Origin of the sequence: Sphingomonas sp. GC_Shp_3 (assembly GCF_026540945.1) — a bacterium.
Taxonomy (GTDB): domain Bacteria; phylum Pseudomonadota; class Alphaproteobacteria; order Sphingomonadales; family Sphingomonadaceae; genus Sphingomonas.
In genome coordinates, this window is sequence record NZ_JALNUT010000002.1 from 296,974 (window position 1) to 320,426 (window position 23,453).

19 protein-coding genes are annotated in these 23,453 nt (G+C 66.3%); 13 read left to right on the forward strand and 6 right to left on the reverse strand.

The window, feature by feature from the left end; genetic code table 11:
• Window positions 1-94: 94 nt before the first annotated feature.
• The 3 genes from OXR00_RS07105 to OXR00_RS07115 form a co-directional block, all read right to left on the reverse strand.
• Window positions 95-2,737 carry a glycoside hydrolase family 3 C-terminal domain-containing protein gene (locus OXR00_RS07105; protein WP_267387434.1) on the reverse strand — a complete coding sequence of 881 codons (2,643 nt, stop codon included), beginning with the start codon at window positions 2,735-2,737 and terminating at the stop codon, window positions 95-97.
• Between the two features lie 284 nt (window positions 2,738-3,021).
• Window positions 3,022-3,630, reverse strand: a complete 609-nt coding sequence (locus tag OXR00_RS07110; protein ID WP_267387435.1) for a hypothetical protein — start codon at window positions 3,628-3,630, stop codon at window positions 3,022-3,024.
• A gap of 49 nt (window positions 3,631-3,679) precedes the next feature.
• Window positions 3,680-4,663, reverse strand: coding sequence for a sterol desaturase family protein (locus tag OXR00_RS07115; protein ID WP_267387436.1), 984 nt, complete (start codon window positions 4,661-4,663; stop codon window positions 3,680-3,682).
• Window positions 4,664-4,878: 215 nt separating this feature from the next.
• Here OXR00_RS07115 and OXR00_RS07120 point away from each other — a divergent pair, with 215 nt between their 5' ends.
• The 13 genes from OXR00_RS07120 (at window position 4,879) to OXR00_RS07180 (ending at window position 21,577) form a co-directional block, all read left to right on the forward strand.
• Window positions 4,879-5,817: a LysR family transcriptional regulator gene (locus OXR00_RS07120; protein WP_267387437.1), complete on the forward strand. Its 939-nt coding sequence runs from the start codon at window positions 4,879-4,881 to the stop codon at window positions 5,815-5,817.
• A 154-nt stretch (window positions 5,818-5,971) separates the two neighbouring features.
• Window positions 5,972-7,063: a putative urea ABC transporter substrate-binding protein gene (locus OXR00_RS07125; protein ID WP_267387438.1), complete on the forward strand. Its 1,092-nt coding sequence runs from the start codon at window positions 5,972-5,974 to the stop codon at window positions 7,061-7,063.
• 168 nt (window positions 7,064-7,231) lie between these two features.
• Window positions 7,232-8,050, forward strand: coding sequence for an ABC transporter permease subunit (locus tag OXR00_RS07130; protein ID WP_267387439.1), 819 nt, complete (start codon window positions 7,232-7,234; stop codon window positions 8,048-8,050).
• Window positions 8,047-8,838: an ABC transporter ATP-binding protein gene (locus tag OXR00_RS07135; protein ID WP_267387440.1), complete on the forward strand. Its 792-nt coding sequence runs from the start codon at window positions 8,047-8,049 to the stop codon at window positions 8,836-8,838. The genes OXR00_RS07130 and OXR00_RS07135 overlap by 4 nt, the downstream gene beginning before the upstream one ends.
• Window positions 8,835-9,644, forward strand: a complete 810-nt coding sequence (locus OXR00_RS07140; protein ID WP_267387441.1) for an urea amidolyase associated protein UAAP1 — start codon at window positions 8,835-8,837, stop codon at window positions 9,642-9,644. The genes OXR00_RS07135 and OXR00_RS07140 overlap by 4 nt, the downstream gene beginning before the upstream one ends.
• A gap of 7 nt (window positions 9,645-9,651) precedes the next feature.
• Complete coding sequence (locus OXR00_RS07145) at window positions 9,652-10,284, forward strand: urea amidolyase associated protein UAAP2 (RefSeq protein ID WP_267387442.1); 633 nt, start codon at window positions 9,652-9,654, stop codon at window positions 10,282-10,284.
• Entirely contained in the window at window positions 10,284-13,889 is a 3,606-nt protein-coding gene (uca, locus tag OXR00_RS07150) for an urea carboxylase (RefSeq protein WP_267387444.1), read from the forward strand. The genes OXR00_RS07145 and uca overlap by 1 nt, the downstream gene beginning before the upstream one ends.
• The gene (gene atzF, locus OXR00_RS07155; protein WP_267387445.1) at window positions 13,889-15,673 is read left to right on the forward strand and encodes an allophanate hydrolase; all 1,785 of its coding nucleotides are present in this window, start codon (window positions 13,889-13,891) and stop codon (window positions 15,671-15,673) included. Before uca ends, atzF begins: the two co-directional genes overlap by 1 nt.
• Complete coding sequence (locus OXR00_RS07160; RefSeq protein ID WP_267387446.1) at window positions 15,670-17,109, forward strand: ATP-binding protein; 1,440 nt, start codon at window positions 15,670-15,672, stop codon at window positions 17,107-17,109. The genes atzF and OXR00_RS07160 overlap by 4 nt, the downstream gene beginning before the upstream one ends.
• A complete protein-coding gene (locus tag OXR00_RS07165; RefSeq protein ID WP_267387447.1) occupies window positions 17,096-18,025 on the forward strand; it encodes a DNA-binding response regulator in 930 nt (309 codons plus the stop codon). The genes OXR00_RS07160 and OXR00_RS07165 overlap by 14 nt, the downstream gene beginning before the upstream one ends.
• A gap of 10 nt (window positions 18,026-18,035) precedes the next feature.
• Entirely contained in the window at window positions 18,036-19,619 is a 1,584-nt protein-coding gene (locus tag OXR00_RS07170; RefSeq protein ID WP_267387448.1) for a tetratricopeptide repeat-containing sulfotransferase family protein, read from the forward strand.
• Between the two features lie 86 nt (window positions 19,620-19,705).
• Complete coding sequence (locus OXR00_RS07175) at window positions 19,706-20,593, forward strand: sterol desaturase family protein (RefSeq protein WP_267387449.1); 888 nt, start codon at window positions 19,706-19,708, stop codon at window positions 20,591-20,593.
• A 57-nt stretch (window positions 20,594-20,650) separates the two neighbouring features.
• Window positions 20,651-21,577: a YncE family protein gene (locus tag OXR00_RS07180; RefSeq protein ID WP_267387450.1), complete on the forward strand. Its 927-nt coding sequence runs from the start codon at window positions 20,651-20,653 to the stop codon at window positions 21,575-21,577.
• Between the two features lie 15 nt (window positions 21,578-21,592).
• Here the strand turns inward: OXR00_RS07180 and OXR00_RS07185 are convergent, their stop codons facing one another.
• The 3 genes from OXR00_RS07185 to OXR00_RS07195 all read right to left on the reverse strand — a co-directional run bounded on the left by OXR00_RS07185 (window position 21,593) and on the right by OXR00_RS07195 (window position 23,433).
• A complete protein-coding gene (locus OXR00_RS07185) occupies window positions 21,593-22,525 on the reverse strand; it encodes an MBL fold metallo-hydrolase (RefSeq protein WP_267387451.1) in 933 nt (310 codons plus the stop codon).
• A gap of 91 nt (window positions 22,526-22,616) precedes the next feature.
• Window positions 22,617-22,946, reverse strand: coding sequence for a UrcA family protein (locus OXR00_RS07190; protein ID WP_267387452.1), 330 nt, complete (start codon window positions 22,944-22,946; stop codon window positions 22,617-22,619).
• Between the two features lie 106 nt (window positions 22,947-23,052).
• Window positions 23,053-23,433, reverse strand: a complete 381-nt coding sequence (locus OXR00_RS07195) for a hypothetical protein (protein ID WP_267387454.1) — start codon at window positions 23,431-23,433, stop codon at window positions 23,053-23,055.
• Window positions 23,434-23,453 lie beyond the last annotated feature (20 nt).

A 23,453-nucleotide genomic window follows, 5' to 3' on the forward strand; every position in this document is an offset into this window, starting at 1 on the left:
CCTCTTATCCGTGCAAGCGACCTAGATGGAGAAGCTTTCGCCGATGTCCACCGCCTGACGGATCGGGCGATGCCCGCGCGGACCGTAACCGCGCTTACCGAGGCATCGTCGCAGTACCCGTAACGCGGAACTTCGCCTGTGCACCGGGCGCGCCGGTTCCGGGCTGCCCGCCGCCGATCCACACATTGTAAGTCGCCGCGCTCGCCACCATCGCGCCCGTAGCGTCCGCCATCGCGAGGTCACGAGGATCGAGCTGGAAGGTCAGCGTCTTCGTCTCACCGGCGGCGAGGTGGACACGCTGATACCCCTTGAGCGACCGGATCGGTGCTCCCTCACGCCCGGGCACCGACAGATAGAGTTGCGCGACCTCGTCACCGGCCCGCTTGCCGGTGTTGCGGACAGTCGTTGACACGCTGGTACCCTGCCCCGCTGCAACGCTGCCGCTGACCGGCTTCACCGCGCCATAGGCGAAGCGCGTGTAGCTGAGCCCGTGGCCGAACGGATATTCCACCTTGCCCGCGAAGTAGCGATACGTGCGGTTCGCCATCCGATAATCGTCAAAGGCAGGCAACTGCTCGGTCGAGGCGTAGAATGTCACTGGCAGACGTCCGCTGGGGTTGATCTTCCCGCTCAGCACGTCGGCGATCGCCTGCCCGCCAGCTTCACCAGGATACCACGCCTCCAGCACCGCGCTGGCCTTGGCCTCCTGAGCGCCGAGCGCCAGCGCGGAGCCGCTTTGCAGCACCACCACCAGCGGCTTGCCCGTTGCGGCAAGTGCGTCGAGCAACGCGGATTGCGCGGCCGGCAACGCGATGCCCGTGCGGTCGCCGCCAGCGAAGCCCGGCACGTGGAGCGGCATCTCCTCGCCCTCGAGCCAGGCATTCAGGCCGACGAAGGCGACAACCACATCCGCCTGCGCCGCAGCACGGACCGCCTCGTCCCGAAGTGCCGTCAGCGGCGGTTTCCACGCGAAGGTGACATCGCTCGCACGCGAGGATTCATGCGCGAAATCGATGCGGAACGCGCGCGGACTGGTGTCGGCGAAATGCACCTTCATCGGTGCGAAATCCTGCGCGCGGCCATTGCACTTGGCAGTCACGCTCTGGTCAGGCGCGCCCTCGATATGGATGGTGTAGCGTTCTAGCCCGTTGCCGACGTCGCACCGTTCGCGGCGTTCCAGCTCGAACTGGTAATCGCCGGCCGCGGGCGGCGCGATCTGTCCGCTCCACCGTACGGAGAAGGTTCGCGGATCGACCCCGCTTGCCGGCGCGATCGAGCCCCAGTTGACGTCGATCTCCTTGACGCGCTGCGTCGCCACCGGCGTACCGCTGAAGTTCGGATTGTTGTAGAAGGTCGCGGTCAGGCCACCGGGGAAGGCGCTGCGCGGGACTGCCACCGCAAGTTCCTGGGTGAAGGGTGCCCCTTGCGCATACACGACCCGGTCCGCGCCGAACGCCGCCGCCATGCCGTCGACCGGCAGCACCGCACCGACGGGCGTGCCGTTGTAATTGCCCTCCAGGGCGATGAGCGACGCCGCGGTCGGCCCTACGACGGCGATCCTGCGCGCGCCCGCCGCGAGCGGGAGCACGCCATCGTTCTTGAGCAGCACGATCGATTCATGCGCCGCCTTCAGCGCGAGCGCGCGGTGCGCGGCGGAGTGGTTCTGGTCGATGCCGATGGTCGAGAACGGCACGTTCGCCGCCGGATCGAACATGCCGAGCTTCATCCGCGCGGTGAACAGCCGCTTCAGCGCGACGTCCATATCCGCTTCGGTCAGATATCCGGCCTTCACCGCTTTCGGCAGATCGAGCATCTCGTCCTTGAAATCGCAGCCGGTATCTGTCCCTGCCTTCACCGCCAGCGCCGCGCCCTCCGGGTTGGTCGCGCTGTTGTGGTGCCCGGTGGTGATATCGTCGATCGCGCCGCAGTCGCTGGTCACGAACCCCTTGAACCCCCACGCGCCGCGCAGCGTATCCTGCAGCAGCATCGTGTTCGCGCAAGCAGCCTTGGTATCGACCGCATTGTAAGCGCACATCAGCGACTCAGCGTGACCCTCCACGATCGCGCGACGGAACGCGGGCAGATACGTTTCTGACAGGTCGCGCGGCGACGGGTCGACGTTGAAGCGATGGCGGGATTGCTCGGGGCCGCTGTGCACCGCGAAATGCTTGGGCGTCGCGACCGCTTCGAGGTATTTGGCGTCATCGCCCTGCAAGCCCCGCACGAACGGCACCGCCATGGTGCCGGTGAGGTACGGATCCTCCCCCAGCGTTTCCTGACCGCGTCCCCAGCGCGGATCGCGGAAGATGTTGATGTTTGGCGACCAGAAGGTCAGCCCGTAATACCGGTCATAATTCTTTTGAGCCTGTGCCTGATTGTACTTGGCGCGGCCCTCGATCGCGATCGTCTGCCCCTCGGCGAGCATCAGCGCCGGATCCCAGCTTGCCGCCATGCCGATCGCCTGCGGGAACACCGTCGCCTCGCCCGCGCGGGCGACGCCGTGCAACCCTTCGTTCCAGTAATCGTACGGTGGGATGCCGAGCCGCGGGATGGCGGGCGCGGTGTTCTGCATCTGCGCGGCCTTCTCCTCGATCGTCATGCGGCCGACGAGATCGTCGACGCGCGCCTCTGTCGGTTGGGTAGGGTCGCGGTAGATCTGGGCCGCGGTATGCGAGGCGCAGGTCGCCGCCAGCACCGCTAGCGAAACGCTCGCCAAACGATCGCGCACCTTGCTCATAGTCATCGCTCCCCTGTTTACGCGCAATCGGCCACGTATGTTCGCGCTACCATAACGCGGTCCTGCACGCGCGTAAGCATGCATGCGGTTCATCTTCGATCTTTTTTCAATTGCGCGGCACGCTCACGTCGATCTTCAGAGCTTCGTGTCTGACGCGGAAGTTTGATCGCACGGATGACGCCGATCATAAGCTGGATCCGCTTCAGTCGCTACATCAACGCCGGTTGCGAGGTGTACTGCGGGTGCGATGCTGTGTGCAGCTTACGCCTGGTCGTACGATCTTGTTAAAGATCCCACAGTTTCTTCTTGAACACGCCTTTGATCAACCGGTCCTCCAGAACCCGGCCGACCAGATACAGGACTGCGAAGATGCCCGCGAAGACATAGGCGGTCGTGGCAGACGGTTTTTTCTTTCGCCCCTCGGGCTTGCTTCCGTCTTTCTTGGGTTTTTCGGGTGCGGGGGCGCCAAGCGCCTTGTCGATCGGGTTCATCGGCACATCGGGCTTTTTGACCGCAGGCTTCTTCGTGTCCGATGCTTCGTGCGACGACTTCTGGTACTTGCCCACCACGAGCGTCAGTTGGCCGATGGCGAGGAACAGCAGCGGCGCCAGGAAGCAGAACAACAGGGCGCGGCTGGTCAGTTGATATCGCAGCACCGCTTCGGCCCCGCGTTGTTCGATGTGTAAGACGCCGTCGTCGAACACAGACATCTTATCCTGCGCGTCCTGATCCTTCTTCTGAAAGGTCAGCGTCTCCCCGGTCCGCTTGTGGGCGGTTCCGGACTGGCGAAACAACGGATCGAGCCGATCGAAGGCATCATCGCCGGTCTGGCCAGGGGCAAGCGTGAGATTGCCACGAATTTTCCAGATCCAGTCGATGTAATGCGAGGTCATGCCGTCACCGTATCAAGATCTTCCACCGATGGCTTGAGCAGCAGGTCCGTCACTCGGCCGGCACCGCCACCGGTTGACTGGCGAACCGCTCCTTGAGCGTCTTCCAGCCTTCGGTGAACGGGTAGGTCATCTGTTCGCGGATCGACATGCGACGCCCGCCCTCCATGCCGAGCAATTCAGCCTCACCATCCACGCAGGTGCCGAACATCCGGTCGATGAAGATGTACGATCCGGAGAAATTGCTGCGGCTCGCCTCATAGTCCTGCGAGTGATGCAGGCTGTGATGTTCGGTCGTGTTGAACAAGAAACGCCACCAGCGCGGCGAATTGAAGCGCACGTTGATGTGCTGATAGGTGCCGATCGCCATGCCGAACGCACCGGCGAGCAGCGCGGCGCGCGGCAGGAAGTCGAAGAACCCGCCGATGCCGAGCCCGATCAGGAACAACTCCACCGGATTGCCAACCGCGCCTTTATTGACGTTCAACTGTGTGATGTAGTGATGCACCGAGTGCGGCAGCCACAGCGGGTACCAGTTGTGCATACCGCGGTGCATCCAATACTGCCCGAAATCGAACAGGAACGAGATCAGGAAGGCCTGCACTAGCAGCGGCAACCCGATGAACCATGCGAACTTGTCCCAGTGGATCGAATGCTGGATAGCCTCCACCATGACATCGCTGCCGATGAAGCTGTCGACGATGCGGAGCAGCGTGTAGCCTAGACCGACATAGAACAGGTCTGTGACGAGTTCCTTCCACGTCAAGCGCCAGCTTTCGTAGCGCGGGTTCACCCATTCGAGCCCGAGCAACAGCACGGTGAACCCGATATGAATGCCGATCGCGGTCGATGCCTTGGCGATCGAATTGGGCGCGTAGAACCAGAACGCAACCAGCGCGAACAGCACGACCGGCTGGAAATAGGTAAAGACGAACTGCTTCACCGGCCCGCCCTCCACCTTGGGAATGTTCTCCCAGCCGATGGTCACGGGCGATTGCGCTCCGATGATCCTTTTGCCTACGCGAATGCCGTCCATGTTGTCCCCGCAGATCAAATGCGGTCTTCAAAATGCCCGAATATTCACGCGTCCGTCATACGTCATCCGACTTATAAGCGCGTGCTGACGAGAAATGTCTGGGTTGCGCAACAGCTTGCCACCGTTCGCATCGCCGGTGGTGCGTCTGCCCGAGGCGTTGCGTGCAAGGTGCGGTCGGCTAAGGTGCACCGCCAAGCAACCGCAGGGACTACACGTTGGTCGATCGCGCAACCTTACCGGACAAGACCTTCGCCAGCCGTGTCGATTGGAACCTGCTGCGGACCTTCGTGGAAATCGTTCGCGCCGGCGGCATCGGCGCGGCGGCGCGGCGGCTGAACAAGCAGCAGCCCAGTATCAGCGCCGCTTTGAAACGTCTGGAAGACCAGGTTGGCGAGCAGTTGCTGCGCCGATCCGCCTCAGGAGTCGAGTTGACGGCGGCCGGCACGGCGTTGCTCGGCCTGTGCGAGGAAATGCTGGAGGCGGCGCGCATGGTTCCGCACCAAGTCGCACAGGCGACCAAGCGGGTGGAAGGCATCGTTCGCATCCAGCTGATCTCGGCGGTCGCTTCTCCCGAGTTCGACGACTCAATCGCCAGTTTTCACCGCCGCAACCCCAACATTCACATCGAGATTCGCGTGTCGCCGTGGCGCGCGGTGCTCGATGCGCTGGAGCATGGCGAAGCCGAAATCGGCGTCGGCTATGACAGCAACGTGCGCAGCAGCCTGGTCTACGAGCCGCTGTTCGTGGAGCGTCAGCAACTTTACTGCGCGCGCAGCCATCCGATGTTCGGGCATCGTGTCGACCGGCTGGGCGAACTGAAGGACGAAGGTTTCGTGCTGACCGGGGAAGATGAACTCGACACCATCACCCGGCTACGTCGCCGCTACCGGCTGGGCACGCGGGAGAACGGCCGCGCCGAGGATATCAACGAGGCGATCCGCCTGATTACCCTGGGTGTAGGGATCGGCTTCCTGCCGGTGCTCGCCGCCGCCGACGCGGTGGCGAAGGGGCGTTTATGGCCATTGCTCCACGCCGATACAGAGCCGTCCTACGACATCTTTTTGCTCGCGCGCGCTGAGCCATCCCGCGACACCGCGACGCAGTTATTCCTCGACGAAGTGCTCCGCCGCCACCGTGCGCAGCGCAGGGCATAGATACCACCTATGCCTTTCATCATTATTTTGCGTCTTTATCGATGATGCCCAAGCCGCCAACATCGCCGGCAAGGGTAATGTCTTGATGTTGCCGAACATCCTGGTGCGCAGGGCGCGACTTGGGGATCGGTAGCCGGACAGAAGGGAAGGCCGAATGATGCGTCGATCAGTGTTAGCGGGCGTTGCGGCAATCACCGTCGCGCTGTCGCTGAATGGGTGCAGCGGCAAACCGGCTGGTTCCACCGACGCGTCCGCCACGAAGAAGGACTTTGCGATCGGCTGGTCGATCTACACCGGCTGGATGCCTTGGCCCTATGCGCAGCAGGCCGGCATCGTGAAGAAGTGGGCCGACAAATACGGCATCAACATCCGCGTCGTGCAGGTCAACGATTATGTCGAATCGGTAAACCAATATGCCGCCGGCAAGCTGGACGGCGTCGTCTCGACCACGATGGATGCGCTCACCATCCCGGCGGCGGGCGGGAAGGACACGACGGTCCTGCTGATCGGGGACTATTCCAACGGCAACGACGGCGTCGTGCTCAAGAACGGCAAGAGCATGGCCGATATCAAGGGCCGCTCGGTCAAGCTCGTCGAGCTGTCGGTGTCGCATTTCTTGCTCGCGCGCGGGCTGGAACTGAACGGCCTGAAGCTTTCCGACGTGAAGACCGTCAACACCGGAGATGCCGATATCGTCGGCGCCTTTGCCTCGCCAAGCGTGAACGCGGTCGCGACCTGGAACCCGCAGCTTGCCAGCGTCCGCGCCATGCCCGGTGCGACCGAGGTGTTCGACAGCTCGAAGATCCCGAACGAGATCCTCGACACGATGAACGTCAGCACTGAGACGCTCAAGGCCAACCCCAACCTCGGCAAGGCACTGGCCGGCATCTGGTACGAGACGATGGCGATCATGACGCGCAACGACGCCACCGGACGCGCCGCGCGCGCAGCGATGGCGAAGGCGGCGGGGACGAGCGAGGCGAGCTTCGACGATCAGCTCAACACGACGCACCTCTATGCGCAGGCAAAGGACGCGGTCGCCTATGCGCAGAACCCCGATCTCATCACCGTCACCGACCGGGTCCGCCGGTTCAGCTTCGCGCACGGCCTGTTCGGCCCGACCGCCAAGTCGGTCGACGCGATCGGCATTACCTTCCCCGGCGGCAAGGCGCTTGGCGACCCCAAGAACGTGAAGCTTCGGTTCGATCCGAGCTACATGAAACTGGCGGCGGACGGAAAGCTGTAAACGGGTTCAGATATCGGAGCGGGCGACACCGGAACACGCGTTCCGGTGGGTGGAGCCTCGTGCCGTTCGAGCAGGGATGGATGACGGAACCGAGATGCAAGTGTTGCCAGGACAGTCCTACAGCCTGACCGACGGGCGTTCGCGCACCGCCGCTGCGCAGTCTGCGCTGTGAGGCGGCTTGTCGACATTCGCCCGACGCGGGGCGCGCGGCTGCTGCTCGGCGCGCTGCCGATCGTCGTGTTGCTGCTGCTGTACCTGATCGCGTCGGAGGCGCGCCACGCCGACAATCCCGCCGACAAGGTGCTGCCGACCTTCTCCGCGATGGCGCAGGCGATTCACGGCTTCACCACCGATCGCGATCCCGCAACCGACCGCATCGTGCTGGTCGCGGATACGATCGCCAGCCTCTATCGGCTCGGCATCGGCCTCGCCATCGCGACCGGGACGGCGCTGATCCTCGGCCTGCTGCTCGGCGTCGTGCCGCTGGCGCGCGCCATACTGGGCCCAGCGATCGCGGTCATCGCCGTCATTCCGCCGGTCGCGGTGCTGCCGATCCTGTTCATCGCGCTCGGCCTAGACGAGGCTTCCAAGATCGCGCTGATCGCGATCGGCATCGCCCCGTTCATGGTGCGCGACCTGACGAGCTTCACCGCCAACCTTCCCGCCGAGCAGTTCGCCAAGGCGCAGACGCTCGGCGCCAACAGTTGGCAGCTCGCCATTCGCGTCGCGCTGCCGCAATTGATGCCGCGCCTGATCGAGGCGCTGCGGCTGTCGATGGGGCCGGCGTGGGTGTTCCTGATCGCCGCCGAGGCGGTCGCCTCCGATGTCGGGCTCGGCTACCGGATCTTCCTGGTGCGGCGATATTTCGCAATGGACATCATCCTTCCGTACGTCGCGTGGATCTCGCTGCTGGCGATCGCCGCCGATGCGCTGCTGCTGTTGATCAGCCGGCGCGGCTTCCCCTGGGCGCATGGAGCCGGCCGATGAGCGCGCTCCTCGAACTCCGCAACGTCTGGGTCGAATATGGCGAGAAGGTCGTGCTGGAGCGCGTCGGCCTCCAGCTTGCCGAGGGTAGCTTCGTCGGTGTGGTCGGTCCGTCGGGTGCGGGCAAGAGCACATTCCTCCGCCTGATCCTCGGCCAGGAAGCGCCGACGCGCGGCCAGGTGCTGCTCGACGGCACGCCGATGCGTGCGGAGTGCGGCCCCGATCGCGGCGTCGTGTTCCAGCGCTATTCGGTGTTCCCGCACCTCACCGCACTGCGCAACGTGATGTTCGGCATCGAATGTGCGCAGGCGCCGTTCGCCGTCCGGCTGTTCGGGTCTAAGCGGCGCGATGCACGCGACACGGCGGTCGAGATGCTCGCGGCGGTCGGCCTCGAACACAGTCTGGACGTGTACCCGGCACAGATGTCGGGCGGGATGCAGCAACGGCTTGCGATCGCGCAGGCGCTGGTGAAGCACCCCCGCATCCTGTTGCTCGACGAGCCGTTCGGCGCGCTCGATCCCGGCATCCGGCTCGACATGCACGCGCTCATCACGCGGCTGTGGCAGGAACACGGGCTGACCATCGTGATGGTCACGCATGACATCGGCGAGGCGTTCAAACTCGGCACCCGCGTACTCGCCTTCGACAAGCGCCGGGTCGATCCGCACGCGCCGCACCGCTTCGGCGCGACCGTCACCTACGATCTGCCGCTCGACCGCAAGACCCTGCCGCCAGCGGCGCTGGTCGAGGCGCTCTACGGCGCAGACTTGCCACAGAAAGACCTCGCATGACCACCAGCACCGCCGATCCGCACGGCGCCCGCGACCACGCCCGCGCGATGGCCGGCACCCGCGTCGATGCCATGCCCATCCTGCCCCCGGCCGCCGACGACGCACCCGAAGGCGTGGTGTGGGAGGAGACGATCGCACCCGGCGGCTACGCCTCGCGGCGGATCGCGCGCGGCACGCGCCTGCGCCTGATCGACCTCGCCGGGGACGCCTGCGCCTCGATGCTGCTGTTCAACGCCGAAACGCCGACCGAGCGGCTGAACGTCGCCGATACGCTCAAGGTGCAGTGGAACGGCTACCTCGGCGCGGACCGGTTGCTGCTGTCCGACATGGGCCGGGTGATGATGACCATCCTGGAGGATGAGGCGGGCACGCATGACGCATTTTGCGGCGCCTCCAACGAAGCTTCCAACGCGCGCGCTTACGGCGAGGGCAAGAATTACGGCGCGCACCCGAACGCACGCGACCGCTTCATGCTCGGCGTGGCGAAGCACGGCCTCGGCCGCAAGGACGTCCACCCGTGCATCACCTGGTTCAAGGGCGTGCGCATCGCCGAGGACGGCACCACCGAGCCGGATCTCGGCCCGTTCGTGCCCGGCCGCGCGCTGCTGCTGCGTGCGGAGATGGAGCTGATCGTGGTGCTCGCCAACTGTCCGCATGTGCTCGACGAACGGCCCGACTTCACCGTCACGCCGCTGCGCGCGACCGCCTGGCGCGGCGTACCGGCGGCGGAGGACGACGCGATCCGCACCGCCACGCCCGAGGGGCTCCGCGCCTTTCTCAACACCGAAGACCTTTACCGGCGCTGAAGAGATGATGACCGACATGACCACATCCGACCTCCCCGGCACGATCCGCCACGACGAGACCGTGCCCGCCCGCGCGCCGTGGATGCACCGCGTGCAGGGCGGCGAAACGCTGCGCATCATCGATCTCGAAGGCAATCAGGCGGTCGATTTCCTGATGTACGCCGCCGACGACGATGCCGAGCGCTACAGCGCGCAGGACACGATCGCCGCACAGCGCAACATCTTCCTGCGCGAAGGAGCCGTGCTGCTCTCCAACGAAGGCCGGCCGATGATGACGATCACCGGCACCAATGTCGCCTATCACGACACGATCGGTGGCGCCTGTTCGTGTGAATCGAACACGCTGCGCTACGGCCATCACACCAAGGCGCAACATAGCTGTGTCGACAACTTCCTCGACGCCAACGTCCGCGCCGGGCGCGGCAAGCGCGACATGGTGTCGAACATCAACTTCTTCATGAACGTGCCGGTGGAGGCGGACGGCACGCTCGGTATTGTCGACGGCATCTCCGCGCCCGGCCTGACGGTCGACCTGCGTGCCGAGATGGACGTGATCGTCGTCGTCTCGAACTGCCCGCAGATCAACAATCCCTGCAACGGCTTCAACCCGACGCCGGTGCGCATGCTGGTGGCGGCGTGATGTTCAAGAAGGTCCTAATCGCCAACCGCGGCGCGATCGCCTGCAGGATCATCCGCACGCTGAAGGCGATGGGCGTCGGCTCGGTCGCGGTGTTCAGCGATGCCGATGCCGGTTCCGCGCACGTCGCGCAGGCGGACGAGGCGGTTCGCATCGGGCCGGCGCCCGCAGCGGAAAGCTATCTCAACGTCGAGGCGATCCTGGCGGCGGCGGAGGCGACCGGTGCGGAGGCGATCCACCCAGGCTACGGCTTCCTGTCCGAGAACACCGCCTTCGCGGAGGCATGCGCCGCGCGCGGCATCGTCTTCATCGGGCCAACGCCCGACAACATCCGCGCGTTCGGGCTGAAGCACACCGCGCGAGACCTCGCCGCCGCACAGGGCGTGCCGCTCGCGCCCGGCACCGACCTGCTGCGCGATGAGGCGGCGGCGATCGAAGCGGCCGCGCGGATCGGCTACCCGGTGATCCTGAAGGCGACCGCCGGTGGCGGCGGCATCGGCATGAAGGTCTGCAACGACGAGGCCGATATCCGCGAGGGCTTCGCCACCGTCGCGCGGCTCGGCGCGGGCAATTTCGGCGATGGCGGCGTGTTCCTGGAGCGCTATGTCGCGCGCGCACGCCATATCGAGGTGCAGGTGTTCGGCGACGGCACGGGTAATGTTGTCGCGCTCGGCGAACGCGACTGCTCGCTCCAGCGGCGCAACCAGAAGGTCGTCGAGGAGACCCCCGCCCCGCTGCTTCCCGCCGCCACACGTCAGGCGTTGATCGACGCCGCCGTTCGCCTCACCGCCGCCGCCAAGTACCAGTCCGCTGGCACGGTCGAGTTCCTCTATGATGCCGAGCGCGACGACTTCTTCTTCCTGGAGGTCAACACCCGGCTCCAGGTCGAGCATGGCGTAACCGAGCAGGTGACCGGGGTCGATCTCGTCGCGTGGATGGTGCGGGGCGCGGCTGGGGATTTCTCGTTCCTCGATGGCTTCGCCGCCGCGCCCGAAGGCGCCTCGATCCAGGTGCGCCTCTATGCGGAAGACCCGGCGCAGGATTACCGGCCAAGTTCGGGCAAGCTTGTCGGCGTATTGTTCCCCGATGGCCCACGCGTCGACAGCTGGATCGCCGCCGGCACCGAGGTTTCCGCATGGTACGATCCGATGCTGGCCAAGCTGATCGTCACCGCTCCGACCCGCGAGGCCGCGGTCACGGCCATGCAGGACGCGCTCGACAACACCGCGATCGCGGGGATCGAGACCAACCTCGACTGGCTGCGCACCGTCGTGCGCGCGCCCGCCTTCACCAGCGGACAGGTTTCGACCCGCGCGCTGGCGGACATTCCTTATACACCACGCTCGATCCGGGTGCTGGCGGGCGGCGCATCGACGACCGTGCAGGATTACCCCGGTCGGCTCGGCCTGTGGGATGTGGGCGTGCCGCCGTCCGGCCCGATGGATGCGTTGGCCTTCCGGCTCGGCAACCGGCTGATCGGCAACGACGAAGGCACCGCTGGCCTTGAGATCACCGCCGCCGGCCCGACCTTGCTGTTCAACACGGCCGCGCGCGTCTGCCTGACCGGTGCCGACTTCGCCGCGACGCTCGATGGTCAGCCCGTTCGCTGCTATGATCCGGTCGAGATCGCCGCCGGCCAGACGCTCAAGATCGGCCGTGTCACCGGTGGCGGTATGCGCGGCTATATCTTGGTCGCCGGGGGTCTCGACGTGCCGCTGTTCCTCGGCAGCCGCAGCGCCTTCACGCTCGGTGAGTTCGGTGGCCATGCCGGGCGCGCCGTGATGACCGGCGATACGCTGCACCTCGCCCGTACCGCTCCGACAGCGCCGTCCGCGACGACGTTTGCCGCCGCCGACCAGCCCGCGATCACGCGCGAATGGACGCTCGCGGTGCTGTACGGTCCGCACGGCGCGCCGGATTTCTTCACGCCCGACGACATCGCCATGCTGCGCGAAACCGCGTGGAAGGTGCATTACAACTCCAACCGCACCGGCGTCCGCCTGCTCGGCCCCAAGCCGCAATGGGCGCGCAAGGATGGCGGCGAGGCCGGGCTGCATCCCTCCAACATCCACGACAACGCCTATGCGATTGGCGCGGTAGACTTCACCGGCGACATGCCGATCATCCTCGGGCCGGACGGGCCATCGCTTGGCGGCTTCGTCTGCCCGTTCGTGGTGGCGCAGGCCGATCTGTGGAAGGTCGGCCAGCTCGCGCCGGGCGACAGCGTGCGCTTCATGGCGATCGACAACCCGACGGCGGTGGCGGCGGAGCAGGCGCAGGACCAGCTCGTCGCAACCCTGACCGGTGCACCCATGACCGCAGCAGGCGAAGACCTCGGCTCCCCAATCCTGCGCGCGATCGCCGCACAGGGCGTGCGCCCGGCGGTGACGTACCGCCAGCAGGGCGACCGCAACCTGCTGGTCGAATACGGCCCGATCGTGCTCGATCTCGAACTGCGGCTGCGCGTCCATGCGCTGATGCTGGAAGTCGAGAAAGCGGCCCTCAGCGGCATCATTGAAGTGACGCCGGGTATCCGTTCGCTCCAGATCCACTACGACAGCCGGCAGCTCTCGCAGGCGGCACTGCTCGATGCACTGGCGGCGGCGGAGGAGCGGCTCGGCGGGCTCGATGATTTCGAGATCACGTCGCGCGTGGTGCACCTGCCGCTGTCGTGGAAAGACCCGGCGATCTACCAGACGATCGACAAATATATGGAAGCGGTGCGCGACGATGCGCCGTGGTGCCCGGACAACATCGAATTCATCCGCCGGGTGAACGGACTCGACAGCATCGACGACGTGCAGCGCATCGTGTTCGACGCGGAATACCTGGTGATGGGCCTCGGCGACGTCTATCTGGGTGCGCCGGTGGCGACGCCGATCGATCCGCGTCACCGCCTCGTCACCACCAAATACAATCCGGCGCGCACCTGGACGCCACCCAACGTGGTCGGCATCGGCGGTGCGTATATGTGCATCTACGGGATGGAAGGCCCGGGCGGTTACCAGTTGTTCGGGCGCACCATCCAGGTGTGGAACGCGTGGCGGCAGACCGAGGCGTTCCGAGACGGCAAGCCGTGGCTGCTGCGCTTCTTCGATCGCGTGCGCTTCTTCCCGGTCAGCCATGAGGAGTTGACCGAATGGCGGCGCGACTTCCCGCTCGGTCGACGTGCGATCCGTATCGAGGAGGAGGTGTTCCGGCTGTCCGAATACCGCGCCTTCCTCGCCGAAAACGCGGAGTCGATCGCCGCGTTTCAGGCGCAGCGGCAGGCCGCGTTCGACGAGGAACGCGCCGATTGGGAACGGAGCGGCGAGTTCGACCGCATCGCCGCCCTCACCGAAGAAGCCGACAGTGGCGCCGCCGCAGCGGAGATCGACCTGCCAGGCGGCTGCGAACTGGTCGAGGCGCCGTTCGGCGGCAGCCTGTGGAAGCTGCTGGTCAGCGAGGGTGCGATCGTCACCGCCGGTGACACCATCGCGATTATCGAGGCGATGAAGATGGAATCACCGGTGACGAGCCCGGTCAGCGGCATCGTGCGGCGGATCTACGCGCAGGAACGCCAGCCGCTCGCGCCGGGTGGCGCGATGCTTGCGGTGGAGGTGGCGTGATGGACCTGCCGTTCGACGCCACCGCGATCGCCGCCGCCGTCTCGTCGCGCGAAACCAGCGCCGTAGCCGTCGTGCGCAAGGCGCTTGCCCGCATCCGCGACTACGCAGCCATACAGCCTGCGGTGTGGATCACACGCGTTGCCGACGAGGTGGTGCTCGCAGCCGCCGCGCGGGTCGATGCACGAGTCGCCGCCGGCGAGGTGCTGCCGCTGGCGGGGGTTCCGTTTGCGATCAAGGACAATATCGACCTCGCCGATACGCCGACCACCGCCGCTTGCCCCGACTTTGCGTACACGCCCGCCACCTCCGCAGAGGCGGTGGAGCGCCTTATCGCAGGCGGGGCGATCGCGATGGGCAAAACCAACCTCGACCAGTTCGCGACCGGCCTCAACGGCACGCGCAGCCCGTATGGCGCGCCGGCCTGCGTGTTCAACCGCGCCTATGTCAGCGGCGGGTCGAGTTCGGGTTCCGCCGTCGCGGTGGCAGCCGGGCTGGTGGCATTCGCGCTCGGAACCGATACGGCGGGATCGGGGCGCGTACCCGCTGCCTTCAACGGTCTGATCGGCATGAAGCCCACCAAAGGCCGCTGGAGTACCACCGGGCTGGTGCCGGCGTGTCGTACCATCGACTGCATCACTGTACTCACCCAGACGATCGCCGATGCCCGCGCCGTCGATGCGGTCGTCGCCGGCTTCGACGCCACCGACCCCTATTCGCGCCACCGCGAGGACCATCCGCGGCGCACGCGGCGGATCGGCGTGCCCAAGCCCGATCAGCGCCTGTTCCTCGGCGATGTCGCGGCCGAGCGGCTGTACGATCAGGCGCTGGCGACGCTGGCCACCGGTGGCGCCGATCTGGTCGAGATCGACATGACGCCGCTGCGCGAGGCGGCGATGCTGCTCTACGGTGGCCCATGGGTGGCGGAGCGTACCGCCGCCGCCCTCCCGCTGCTCGACGAACGGCCGGACGCGATCGACCCGACCGTGCGCGCGATCATGGAAGACGGCCGATCGGTGAGCGGTGTGGCGGTCTTCGAAGGGCAATATCGACTGGCCGAACTCCAGCGCATCGCCGAAACCATATGGCAGGACATCGACCTGCTCGCGCTGCCGACCACGCCGACGATCTACCGCATCGCCGAAATGCGGGCGGCACCGATCGCGCTGAACAGCAACCTCGGCCTCTACACCAACTTCGTCAATCTGCTCGACATGGCCGCGCTCGCACTGCCCGCCGGCTGGCGCGACAATGCCACCGGCTTCGGCGTCACGCTGATCGCGCCGGCCTGGACCGATCAGGCGCTGCTCGATGCGGGCGAAGCGTATCTCGCCGCGGCGGCCCTTCCCCCAGCACCTCCCCTGCACCTAGAGGAACCGTTTATGGACACCGTGAAGCTCGCCGTCGTCGGCGCCCATCTCGAAGGTATGCCGCTGCATTGGCAGTTGACCTCGCGCGAGGCGCGTCTCGTCGCCACGACCACGACCGCGCCGAACTACCGCCTGTACGCGATCGCCAATTCCACTCCGCCCAAGCCCGCACTGATCCATTCCGCAGACGGCGCCGCCATTGCGGTGGAGGTCTACGAACTCGACGTGGCGGCGTTCGGCAGCTTCGTCGTCGAAGTGCCCGCCCCCCTTGCGATCGGCTCGGTGACGCTTACCGACGGCAGCGTCGTTAAGGGCTTCGTCGCCGAACCTCGCGCTACCGATGGCGCCGAGGATATCACCGCGCTTGGTGGCTGGCGCGCGTATATCGCATCGCTTGCGCGGCCGGGCGGGTCATGATCGCGGGCGGCGACGACAAGGATGACAAACGTGCGCCGGACGTCGCCGAACTCCAGCGCGCGAAGGCCTCGGCCGAAGCGGCGAACGAGGCGAAGACCCGCTACCTTGTCGCGGTGAGCCACGAAATCCGCTCGCCGCTCAACGTCATCTACGGCTATGCGCAACTGCTGGAACGCGATGACACGATTTCCGGCGCGGAGGCAGGCACGATCATTCGCCGCTCCGCCGAACACGTCACCAATCTGGTCGAGGGCCTGCTGGAAATCTCGCGGATCGAGAGCGGCATGCTGACGATCCGGTCGGACGTGTTCGACGTGCGCAGCCTGCTCGGCCATGTCGTCGACATGTTTCGCAGCCAGGCCGCCGCCAAGGGTCTCGACTTCAAGCTGATCATCGAGGATCGACTGCCCGACTGCGTGAAGTCGGATGAGAAGCGGTTCCGGCAGATCCTCATCAATCTCGTATCGAACGCGATCAAATACACGCAGACGGGCGGCATCACCATCACCGTGCGCTACCGTAGCCAGGTCGCCGACATCGCGGTCAGTGATACCGGCATCGGCATCGCCGCCGACGATCTGGACCGCGTGTTCGAGCCGTTCGATCGCGGCAGTTCGGCCGAGGCGCAGCGGCAACCCGGCATCGGGCTGGGGCTGGCGATCACCCGCGTCCTCGCCAGCGTGCTTGGCGGCGACATCGCCGTCACCAGCACGCCGGGTGTCGGCAGCGTCTTCCGGTTCCGGACGATGCTGCCCGCGCCCGCAAGCGCGGCGCGGTCGCCCGCGAAGGGTGGCCGGATTACCGGATATCAGGGCGCGCGGCGTAGCGTGCTGGTGATAGACGACGACCCTGCGCAGCGCACGATCCTGCAATCGCTGCTATGTCCGCTCGGCTTCGACATGCAGGTCGCGGCCGACGGCATGGGGGGGATAGCGCTTGCCGCAGCGCACGCGCCGGACATCGTGCTGCTCGATATCCAGATGCCCGGCATGAACGGGTGGGAGGCCGCGGCTCGGCTTCGCGCCGCGCATGGCCCGGCGCTGCGGATCGTGATGGTTTCCGCCGACGCGCATGAGTTTCGTGCCGGCGGTGACGGGCGCAGCAATCACGACGCCTTCGTCACCAAGCCCGTCGAGCTCGACGCGCTGGTGGCGGTGATCGGCACACAGCTTGATCTTCGCTGGGAGGAAACCGAGGTCGCGGTTGTCGCGGACGCACCTGCACCCGCGCCCTCGGCGCCAGCGGACGCGGCGCCCTTCCTTCAGCAGTTGCGTGATCTGGCCGAAGTCGGGCACATTCGCGGCATGGAGAGTGCCCTAGCCGACCTGGAGCGCGCCGTTCCGGCTGCCGCTCAACTGGTGGCGTTACTGCGCCGGCACCTTGGCGACTTCGACCTGCGCGGCCTCGTGAAAACGATCGACGATGCCGCGCGCTGAACCCGCCGACACGACGCGGCCGGTGATCCTGGTCGTCGACGACGCGCCGGAGGCGCTGCGGTTCCTGACCAGCACGCTGGAGGGGGCCGGCATGACCGTGCTCATCGCGATCGACGGGCTCGCCGCGATTGCGCTGATGAAGAACGTCACGCCCGATCTCATCCTGATGGACGCGGTGATGCCGAACCTCGACGGGTTCGAGACAACGCAGCGGATCAAGGCCAGTCCGGCGCACCAGCATCTGCCGATCATCTTCATGACCGGCCTGACCGACTCCGAACATGTCGTGCGTGGGCTGAATGCCGGCGCGATTGATTTCGTCAGCAAGCCGATCGTGATCGACGAGTTGCTGGCGCGCATCCGCGTCCACCTCGCCACCTCCCGCGTAGCGCACGGCAGCCAGCTCGCGCTTGACATGAGCGGGCGACCGGCGCTGGCGGTCGACGGCGCGGGCGAGCCGCACTGGCTGACCCCGGCCGCGAGCGAGATGCTGGAGCGGTTGTTTCCGGATTGGTGCGCCACGTCCGGTGGGCTACCCGATCCGTTTCTGGCCGCGCTGCGACGGTTGCAGGCGAGCGCACCGACGCCGGGCGCGCGTCTGGCGGTCGAAGTCGGTGAGCGCACGCTCGAAGCGGGCCTGCTGCGCTGCACCGCCGCCGGCCAATGGGTCTTCCGTCTGTCCGAACGTCACGAGGGGGAGGAGAAGCAACTGCTCGCGGCGCAGCACGGCCTCACCTCGCGCGAGGCGGAGGTGCTGCTGTGGATCAGCCGCGGCAAGCAGAACCGCGAAGTCAGCGAGATCCTGCAGATCAGCCCGCGCACCGTGAACAAGCATCTCGAGCAGATCTTCGAGAAGATGGGCGTGGAGAACCGCGCCTCCGCCACCGCGATCGCCGTCACGACACTGGCGCGATGAGGCAGCGCGGATGACGCTGCCCGCGCAGGCGCATTCGCACGGCGCGGCTATCCGGCTGATGCTCGCGCGGGGCGATCACCACGCCGCCTTCGCCGCCGCCGACCAGTGGCGCAACGCCGCGCCGACGGATGCCGAGGCGCATTTCCTCGCCGGGATCAGCGCCGCCCTGCTCGGCAAGGTGACGGCCGCCATCGTCATGATCGAAGCAGCCGTGGCGCTTGCGGGCAACGGCGAATATCATGCGCAACTGGCGCGCCTCTACACGCTCGTGCGGCGCGATCGGGACGCGGCACGCTCGCTCGCCGTCGCCGAGCTGTCGCCGCCCGGCGATGCGCTCGGGCGCGACACGATGGGGTGCGTCTATGCGCGACTGGGCGATCATGCCGCGTCGCTGCCGCACTTCGACGCGGCGGTGCGGCTCGCGCCCGCGAACACCGCATTCCGCTACAACCAGGCCGCGGCGCTGAGTTTCGTCGGTCGGCAGGAGGCGGCGGAAGCGGCGTTGGAGGCGTTGCTAGCACTGACGCCGGAGGATGCCCGCGCGCACCACCTGCTCGCCGGCCTGCGTCGGCAAACGCCCGAGCGCAATCATGTCGAGCGGCTGTCGCACGCCCGCGAGGCCGCACGTGCGCCCAATGATCGGCTATTGCTTGGCTACGCGCTCGCCAAGGAGATCGACGATCTCGCCGATCCACACGCCGCGCTTGCGGTCCTGGTCAAAACCAACGCCGAACATCGCGCCACCCTGCCCTATCGCTTTGCCGACGATGCCGCGAATTTCGATGCCATCGAAGCCTGTTGGCCACGCATCGCCCGAGCGCGCGTGACCGATGCGCCGTCGGCAGCGCCAATCTTCATCATCGGCATGCCGCGCACCGGCACCACGCTGGTCGATCGCATCCTCTCCTCGCACCCGCAGGTCGAGAGCGCGGGCGAGCTTCAGGCCATGCCGCTCGCGGTCAAGCTCGCCGCCGGCACGCGCAGCCGGACGGTTCTCGACCCGGGCACGATCGCTGCGCTGGCGACCGCCGATCTGAGCGCGATCGGGCGCGACTATCTTGGTCGCGCCGCGGCGCATATCGGTGGGGTGAAGCCACGCTTCGTCGACAAGTTCCCCGGCAACTTCCTGTACGCGGGCGTGATTGCGCGGGCGCTGCCGAACGCGACGATCATATGCCTGCGCCGCAACCCCATGGACACCATCCTCGCGAACTTTCGCAATCTGTTCGCGATCGGCTCGCGCTATTACGATTACAGTTATGACCTGCTCGATATCGCCGCATATTATCACCGTTTCGACCGGCTGATGACACTCTGGCGGGAGGCGCTGCCCGGCCGCATCCTAGAACTCGACTATGAAGCACTGGTATCCGAGCAGACGCGGGAAACCGCCCGCCTGCTCGACCATTGCGGCCTCGGCTGGTCCGACGCCTGCCTCGACTTCCACACCAACAGCGCCCCCGTTTCGACGCCAAGCGCCGCGCAGGTGCGCCGTCCGCTCTACAAGGACGCGGTGGATCGCTGGCGACGCCACGCCGATGCGCTGGCGCCGGCGCGCGACTTTCTCGCCGCGCGCGGGATCGTGGTGGATTGATCCGCCCGCCGGGTACGTCATTCGCACACCTGCGGCCGCCGATCACGCCCGGTACCGTCCGTGATGACGATCATGGGTACACTGCGATGAAGAAAATCCTGCTGAGCTATGTCCAGCCGATCATGGTGCTGGGTATTCTGCTGTTCTGGGCGTTTGGCCCGGCTGCCTGGATCAAAAGCTCCCGGTCGGTCGTCGTGGCAACATTGCTGACGATCGCGCTGATCCAGGGTCTGGAGTGGGTCAACGAACGCCATTCGAGCTGGCGCCTGACCAAACGTGAGTTCTTCACCGACGTTTTCTATGTCACGCTCAGCTATACCGTCATCTCCTGGCTGACCGCGAAGCTCGCCGACGAGCCGCTGGGTGCGGTGAAACAGTCGCTCGGCATCTCCACCGCCTGGGCGATGCACCTGCCGTTCGTGTTTCAGGTCGCGCTGGTGATCTTCCTGGTCGAGTTCGGCCAATATTGGATGCACCGGCTGATGCACAATCAGGCGTTCTTCTGGTCGACCCATGCCCCGCACCATCACATCACCCAGCTCAATGCGATGAAGGGCGCGGTCGGCAACCCGATCGAGCTGTTCCTCATCAGCCTGAGCGTGGTCGCCGTATTCGATCTGCCGCAAGCCGCCGTCTTCTGCGCGATCAACATCCTCGCGGTGATCTCGACCTTCGCGCATGCCAACACCCGCTTCGATCCGCCGCGCTGGTACGCGTTCGTGTTCACCACCATCCAGCATCACAGCCTGCACCATTCCACCGGCTATGAACAAACGCGCTCGAACTATGGCAATTCGCTGATCCTGCTCGACCGGATTTTCGGCACCTATAGCGACGGCGAGGCGGAACTGGTCGGTCAGGACGATCGTCGCCGTCTGTCGATTCCCGAGCAGTTCCTGTTCCCGGCGCAACCGCTCGTCGGGCGACTGAAGGCGCGGCGCCGGAGCGAGGGCGTTACTAAAGTCGCGGGCTGATCCACTCATTGGATCCCGCGAGATACCCGTACGCAGGAGCGCAGATTGACGCGATTGATGAAGACAATGACCTGGCTTGCCGTAGCCCTCGGCACGGGCACCGCGCAGGCCGGCGCACCGGCCACCCCGACCGCACAGGTGCAGACCGTGCCCGGCTTTGCCGATTTCCTCGCGGTGGATGGCGATACTGTATGGGCGACCAATGTCGGCCGGGTCGAGCAATGGTCGCGCCACGGCAAACGCGCGGAGGTCGCCGTGGCGCACCCCTGTGGCGCGATGGCGGTCGCGTACCGTTCCTTGTGGGTGGCGAATTGCAAGGATCAAACGCTCGATCGTATCGACCTGAAGAGCGCCCGGATCACTGCCGTTATCCCGACCGGGATCGCCAATCCAAAGGGCGAACTTAACGTCGTCGCGGGTGCGGGGTCGATCTGGGTGGCGAGCGACGCGAAAGGCACGATCGCGCGCGTCGATCCCGCCACCAACCGCGTTACCGCGTCGGTGCAGACCAATCCCGATGCCTTTTACCTGGCGTTCGGGCTCGGCTCGCTATGGGCGGTCAGCGGCACGCAACAGACCCTCCAGAAAATCGACCCCGCCAGCAACCGTGTCGTCGCAACGACGCCGCTTGGCCGCGAACCGGGCTTCCTCGTCGCGGGCGAAGGCGCGGTCTGGGTTCAGGAACAGGGCGACGGCACGCTGGCGCGGATCGACCTGGCCAGCGGCGCGGTGTCCGGCCGGGTCAAGGTCGACGAGACGTTGAAATACGGCGATATCGATGCGGGCGGCGGCAAGGTCTGGCTGCGTACCACCGCCGGGCAAACGTTCGTCGTGGTCGATCCCGCGTCGTTGGCGATCAAGGCACGGGTCGGCACGGCAGCTGGCAGCGGGGCGCTCCGCTACACGCGGGCGGGCGTGTGGACCACCGCGCATAACGCGCACACGCTGTCATGGTGGCCCGACCCTGCCGCGATCGGTCGCTGATCTATCAAACGCGCTTCAGTTTGGTCGCGGTGCCACGGGATAGACGATGAAGTCGGCATGGCGGTCGATTGTCGGTGGCGATTTGGCCGCCGCAACTGCCTTATCCAGTTCCGCGATCGCTGACGGGGCAAGCGCCAGCCCGTGTTCGGCGGGATGCGCGGGCGCCTCCATCGGGTAATCCTGCCCCGGCGTGGTTGTCATCTCGATATGCGCGCCGAGCAGCGCGCGGATCGGATGATCCTTGGCGAACGCCGCGAGCCGGTCCGCGCTGGCATGGAACGCATCGAAACGGTTGAGCGGTATGTACAACCGGCCCGGATACAGCATGTCGCCGGAGAACAGCAGCCGGGTACGCGCATCATAGACCATGATGTGCGCCGGTTCATGGCCGGGCGTCGGCACGATATCGAGGATGCGACCGCCGAGATCGTAATGACCGATCTGGCGCGGCCAATCCTGTATCCCGAAGAACGCGGCGACCTGCTCCGGCGTCAGCCCGACGACATCGGTGTCGGGTCGGTCGCGGAACTCGGCATCGCCGCCATGATGATCGCCGTGGCCGTGCGAATGCGCGACGATCAGGCGGACGGGGCGATCACCATGACGCGCGCGCCAGTCCGCGATCAGCCGGTCGATCGTGGGGCGGATCTCCAGCCCGCCCGCGCCGGTGTCGATCAGCAGCGCACGGTCGCGTCCGAACAGCAGGTACAGGAACGGCGCCTCGAAGTTGGTCTTGACCGACTGGCGGATCACGAACGTATCTGCGTCGATGCGCTGTACCTGCGTTTCCGGCTCGTGCGGCGTTGTGCCGTCGATCCAATGCGCAAATCGTGGTCCGACGCTGGCCGGGGCAGCACCAGCGATGGCGAGGGTGGCAGCGACGAGAACACCGCAACGAAAAACGGCGGCAACGCGGCCGCCGTTTTCTACGAGATTGAGTAATTTCATGCGCAGACCATACGGTCGGGCATATTCATCGCCATACGCCGTTTGACGGAGCCGCTCGCAAGCAATGCTGGCAGCGGCTCCGGTCCAGGCGTCATCGCATCGCCAGTTGCGTACCGCCAGCGGGCGCGCGCGCCGCCGTCGCCGCGCCAATACGGGTACGGATACCGGCGATCACGTCCGCGCGGCATTCCCGCGCCTGTGCGCCGAGCGCAAGATGGATCGAACTCATGCCCTCGCCGCACACCGCATTCGCCGCCTGGTCCATGCGGATCGCAAGGCGCTGCTGCCCCTCTACGCTGGTGAGATCGATGCCGCGCAGGTTGAGCACGGCGGTGTCGGCCGAAAATGGATTGGTGCCGGGTGCGGCGACGGCGGGCGATACCGCCAGAAGTGCGGCACATGCCGCCAGTGCGAGCTTCATCATCATCTCCTGCAAACGCTGCCCATCGCTCTCTGGCGATCAGGTGGACGTTATGTAGGAGTGGCCCGGCACGATCACAAGCGTGGGCGGAGCGAGAGTGCGGGCGTCAGCGGCCGCTCACCACCAGCGACGCAAGCTCAACGTGCGACCCAAGTGAACCGGGGGGGAGCGGTACGCTTTGTATGCGCTCGGTACCCGCTGCCGCATCAGCGAGTGTTACCCGCAGCGCATAGCCGCGCGCGAGGGGCCATGTCCGCGCGGTCGCAAGAGGGACCGTCGCCCGCCAGTCCCGCCCGCCCTCGACGGCAAGCTCGCGCCCGCCGACGCTGACCGCCGTCGTCGCATCCGGCCGGTGCCCGGCGAGGCGCAGGCACGTGTCCGCGCCGCAATGCACCAGCCGCGCCTGCGCGGCGCTCTCCGCCTCCACCGGTACCGCGAACACCACCAGCCCGCAGATCAAGGCGGCAGCTTTTGCGACTGCGGACACAGGAGCGTTAGTGACCATGA

Bases quoted from the DNA above. Each gene is read 5' to 3' on its own strand.
- OXR00_RS07105 (WP_267387434.1), bottom strand. From the start codon at position 2,737: ATGAGCAAGGTGCGCGATCGTTTGGCGAGCGTTTCGCTAGCGGTGCTG.
- OXR00_RS07110 (WP_267387435.1), bottom strand. From the start codon at position 3,630: ATGACCTCGCATTACATCGACTGGATCTGGAAAATTCGTGGCAATCTC.
- OXR00_RS07115 (WP_267387436.1), bottom strand. From the start codon at position 4,663: ATGGACGGCATTCGCGTAGGCAAAAGGATCATCGGAGCGCAATCGCCC.
- OXR00_RS07125 (WP_267387438.1), top strand. From the start codon at position 5,972: ATGATGCGTCGATCAGTGTTAGCGGGCGTTGCGGCAATCACCGTCGCG.
- OXR00_RS07135 (WP_267387440.1), top strand. From the start codon at position 8,047: ATGAGCGCGCTCCTCGAACTCCGCAACGTCTGGGTCGAATATGGCGAG.
- OXR00_RS07140 (WP_267387441.1), top strand. From the start codon at position 8,835: ATGACCACCAGCACCGCCGATCCGCACGGCGCCCGCGACCACGCCCGC.
- OXR00_RS07145 (WP_267387442.1), top strand. From the start codon at position 9,652: ATGACCGACATGACCACATCCGACCTCCCCGGCACGATCCGCCACGAC.
- uca (WP_267387444.1), top strand. From the start codon at position 10,284: ATGTTCAAGAAGGTCCTAATCGCCAACCGCGGCGCGATCGCCTGCAGG.
- atzF (WP_267387445.1), top strand. From the start codon at position 13,889: ATGGACCTGCCGTTCGACGCCACCGCGATCGCCGCCGCCGTCTCGTCG.
- OXR00_RS07160 (WP_267387446.1), top strand. From the start codon at position 15,670: ATGATCGCGGGCGGCGACGACAAGGATGACAAACGTGCGCCGGACGTC.
- OXR00_RS07165 (WP_267387447.1), top strand. From the start codon at position 17,096: ATGCCGCGCGCTGAACCCGCCGACACGACGCGGCCGGTGATCCTGGTC.
- OXR00_RS07170 (WP_267387448.1), top strand. From the start codon at position 18,036: ATGACGCTGCCCGCGCAGGCGCATTCGCACGGCGCGGCTATCCGGCTG.
- OXR00_RS07175 (WP_267387449.1), top strand. From the start codon at position 19,706: ATGAAGAAAATCCTGCTGAGCTATGTCCAGCCGATCATGGTGCTGGGT.
- OXR00_RS07180 (WP_267387450.1), top strand. From the start codon at position 20,651: ATGAAGACAATGACCTGGCTTGCCGTAGCCCTCGGCACGGGCACCGCG.
- OXR00_RS07185 (WP_267387451.1), bottom strand. From the start codon at position 22,525: ATGAAATTACTCAATCTCGTAGAAAACGGCGGCCGCGTTGCCGCCGTT.
- OXR00_RS07190 (WP_267387452.1), bottom strand. From the start codon at position 22,946: ATGAAGCTCGCACTGGCGGCATGTGCCGCACTTCTGGCGGTATCGCCC.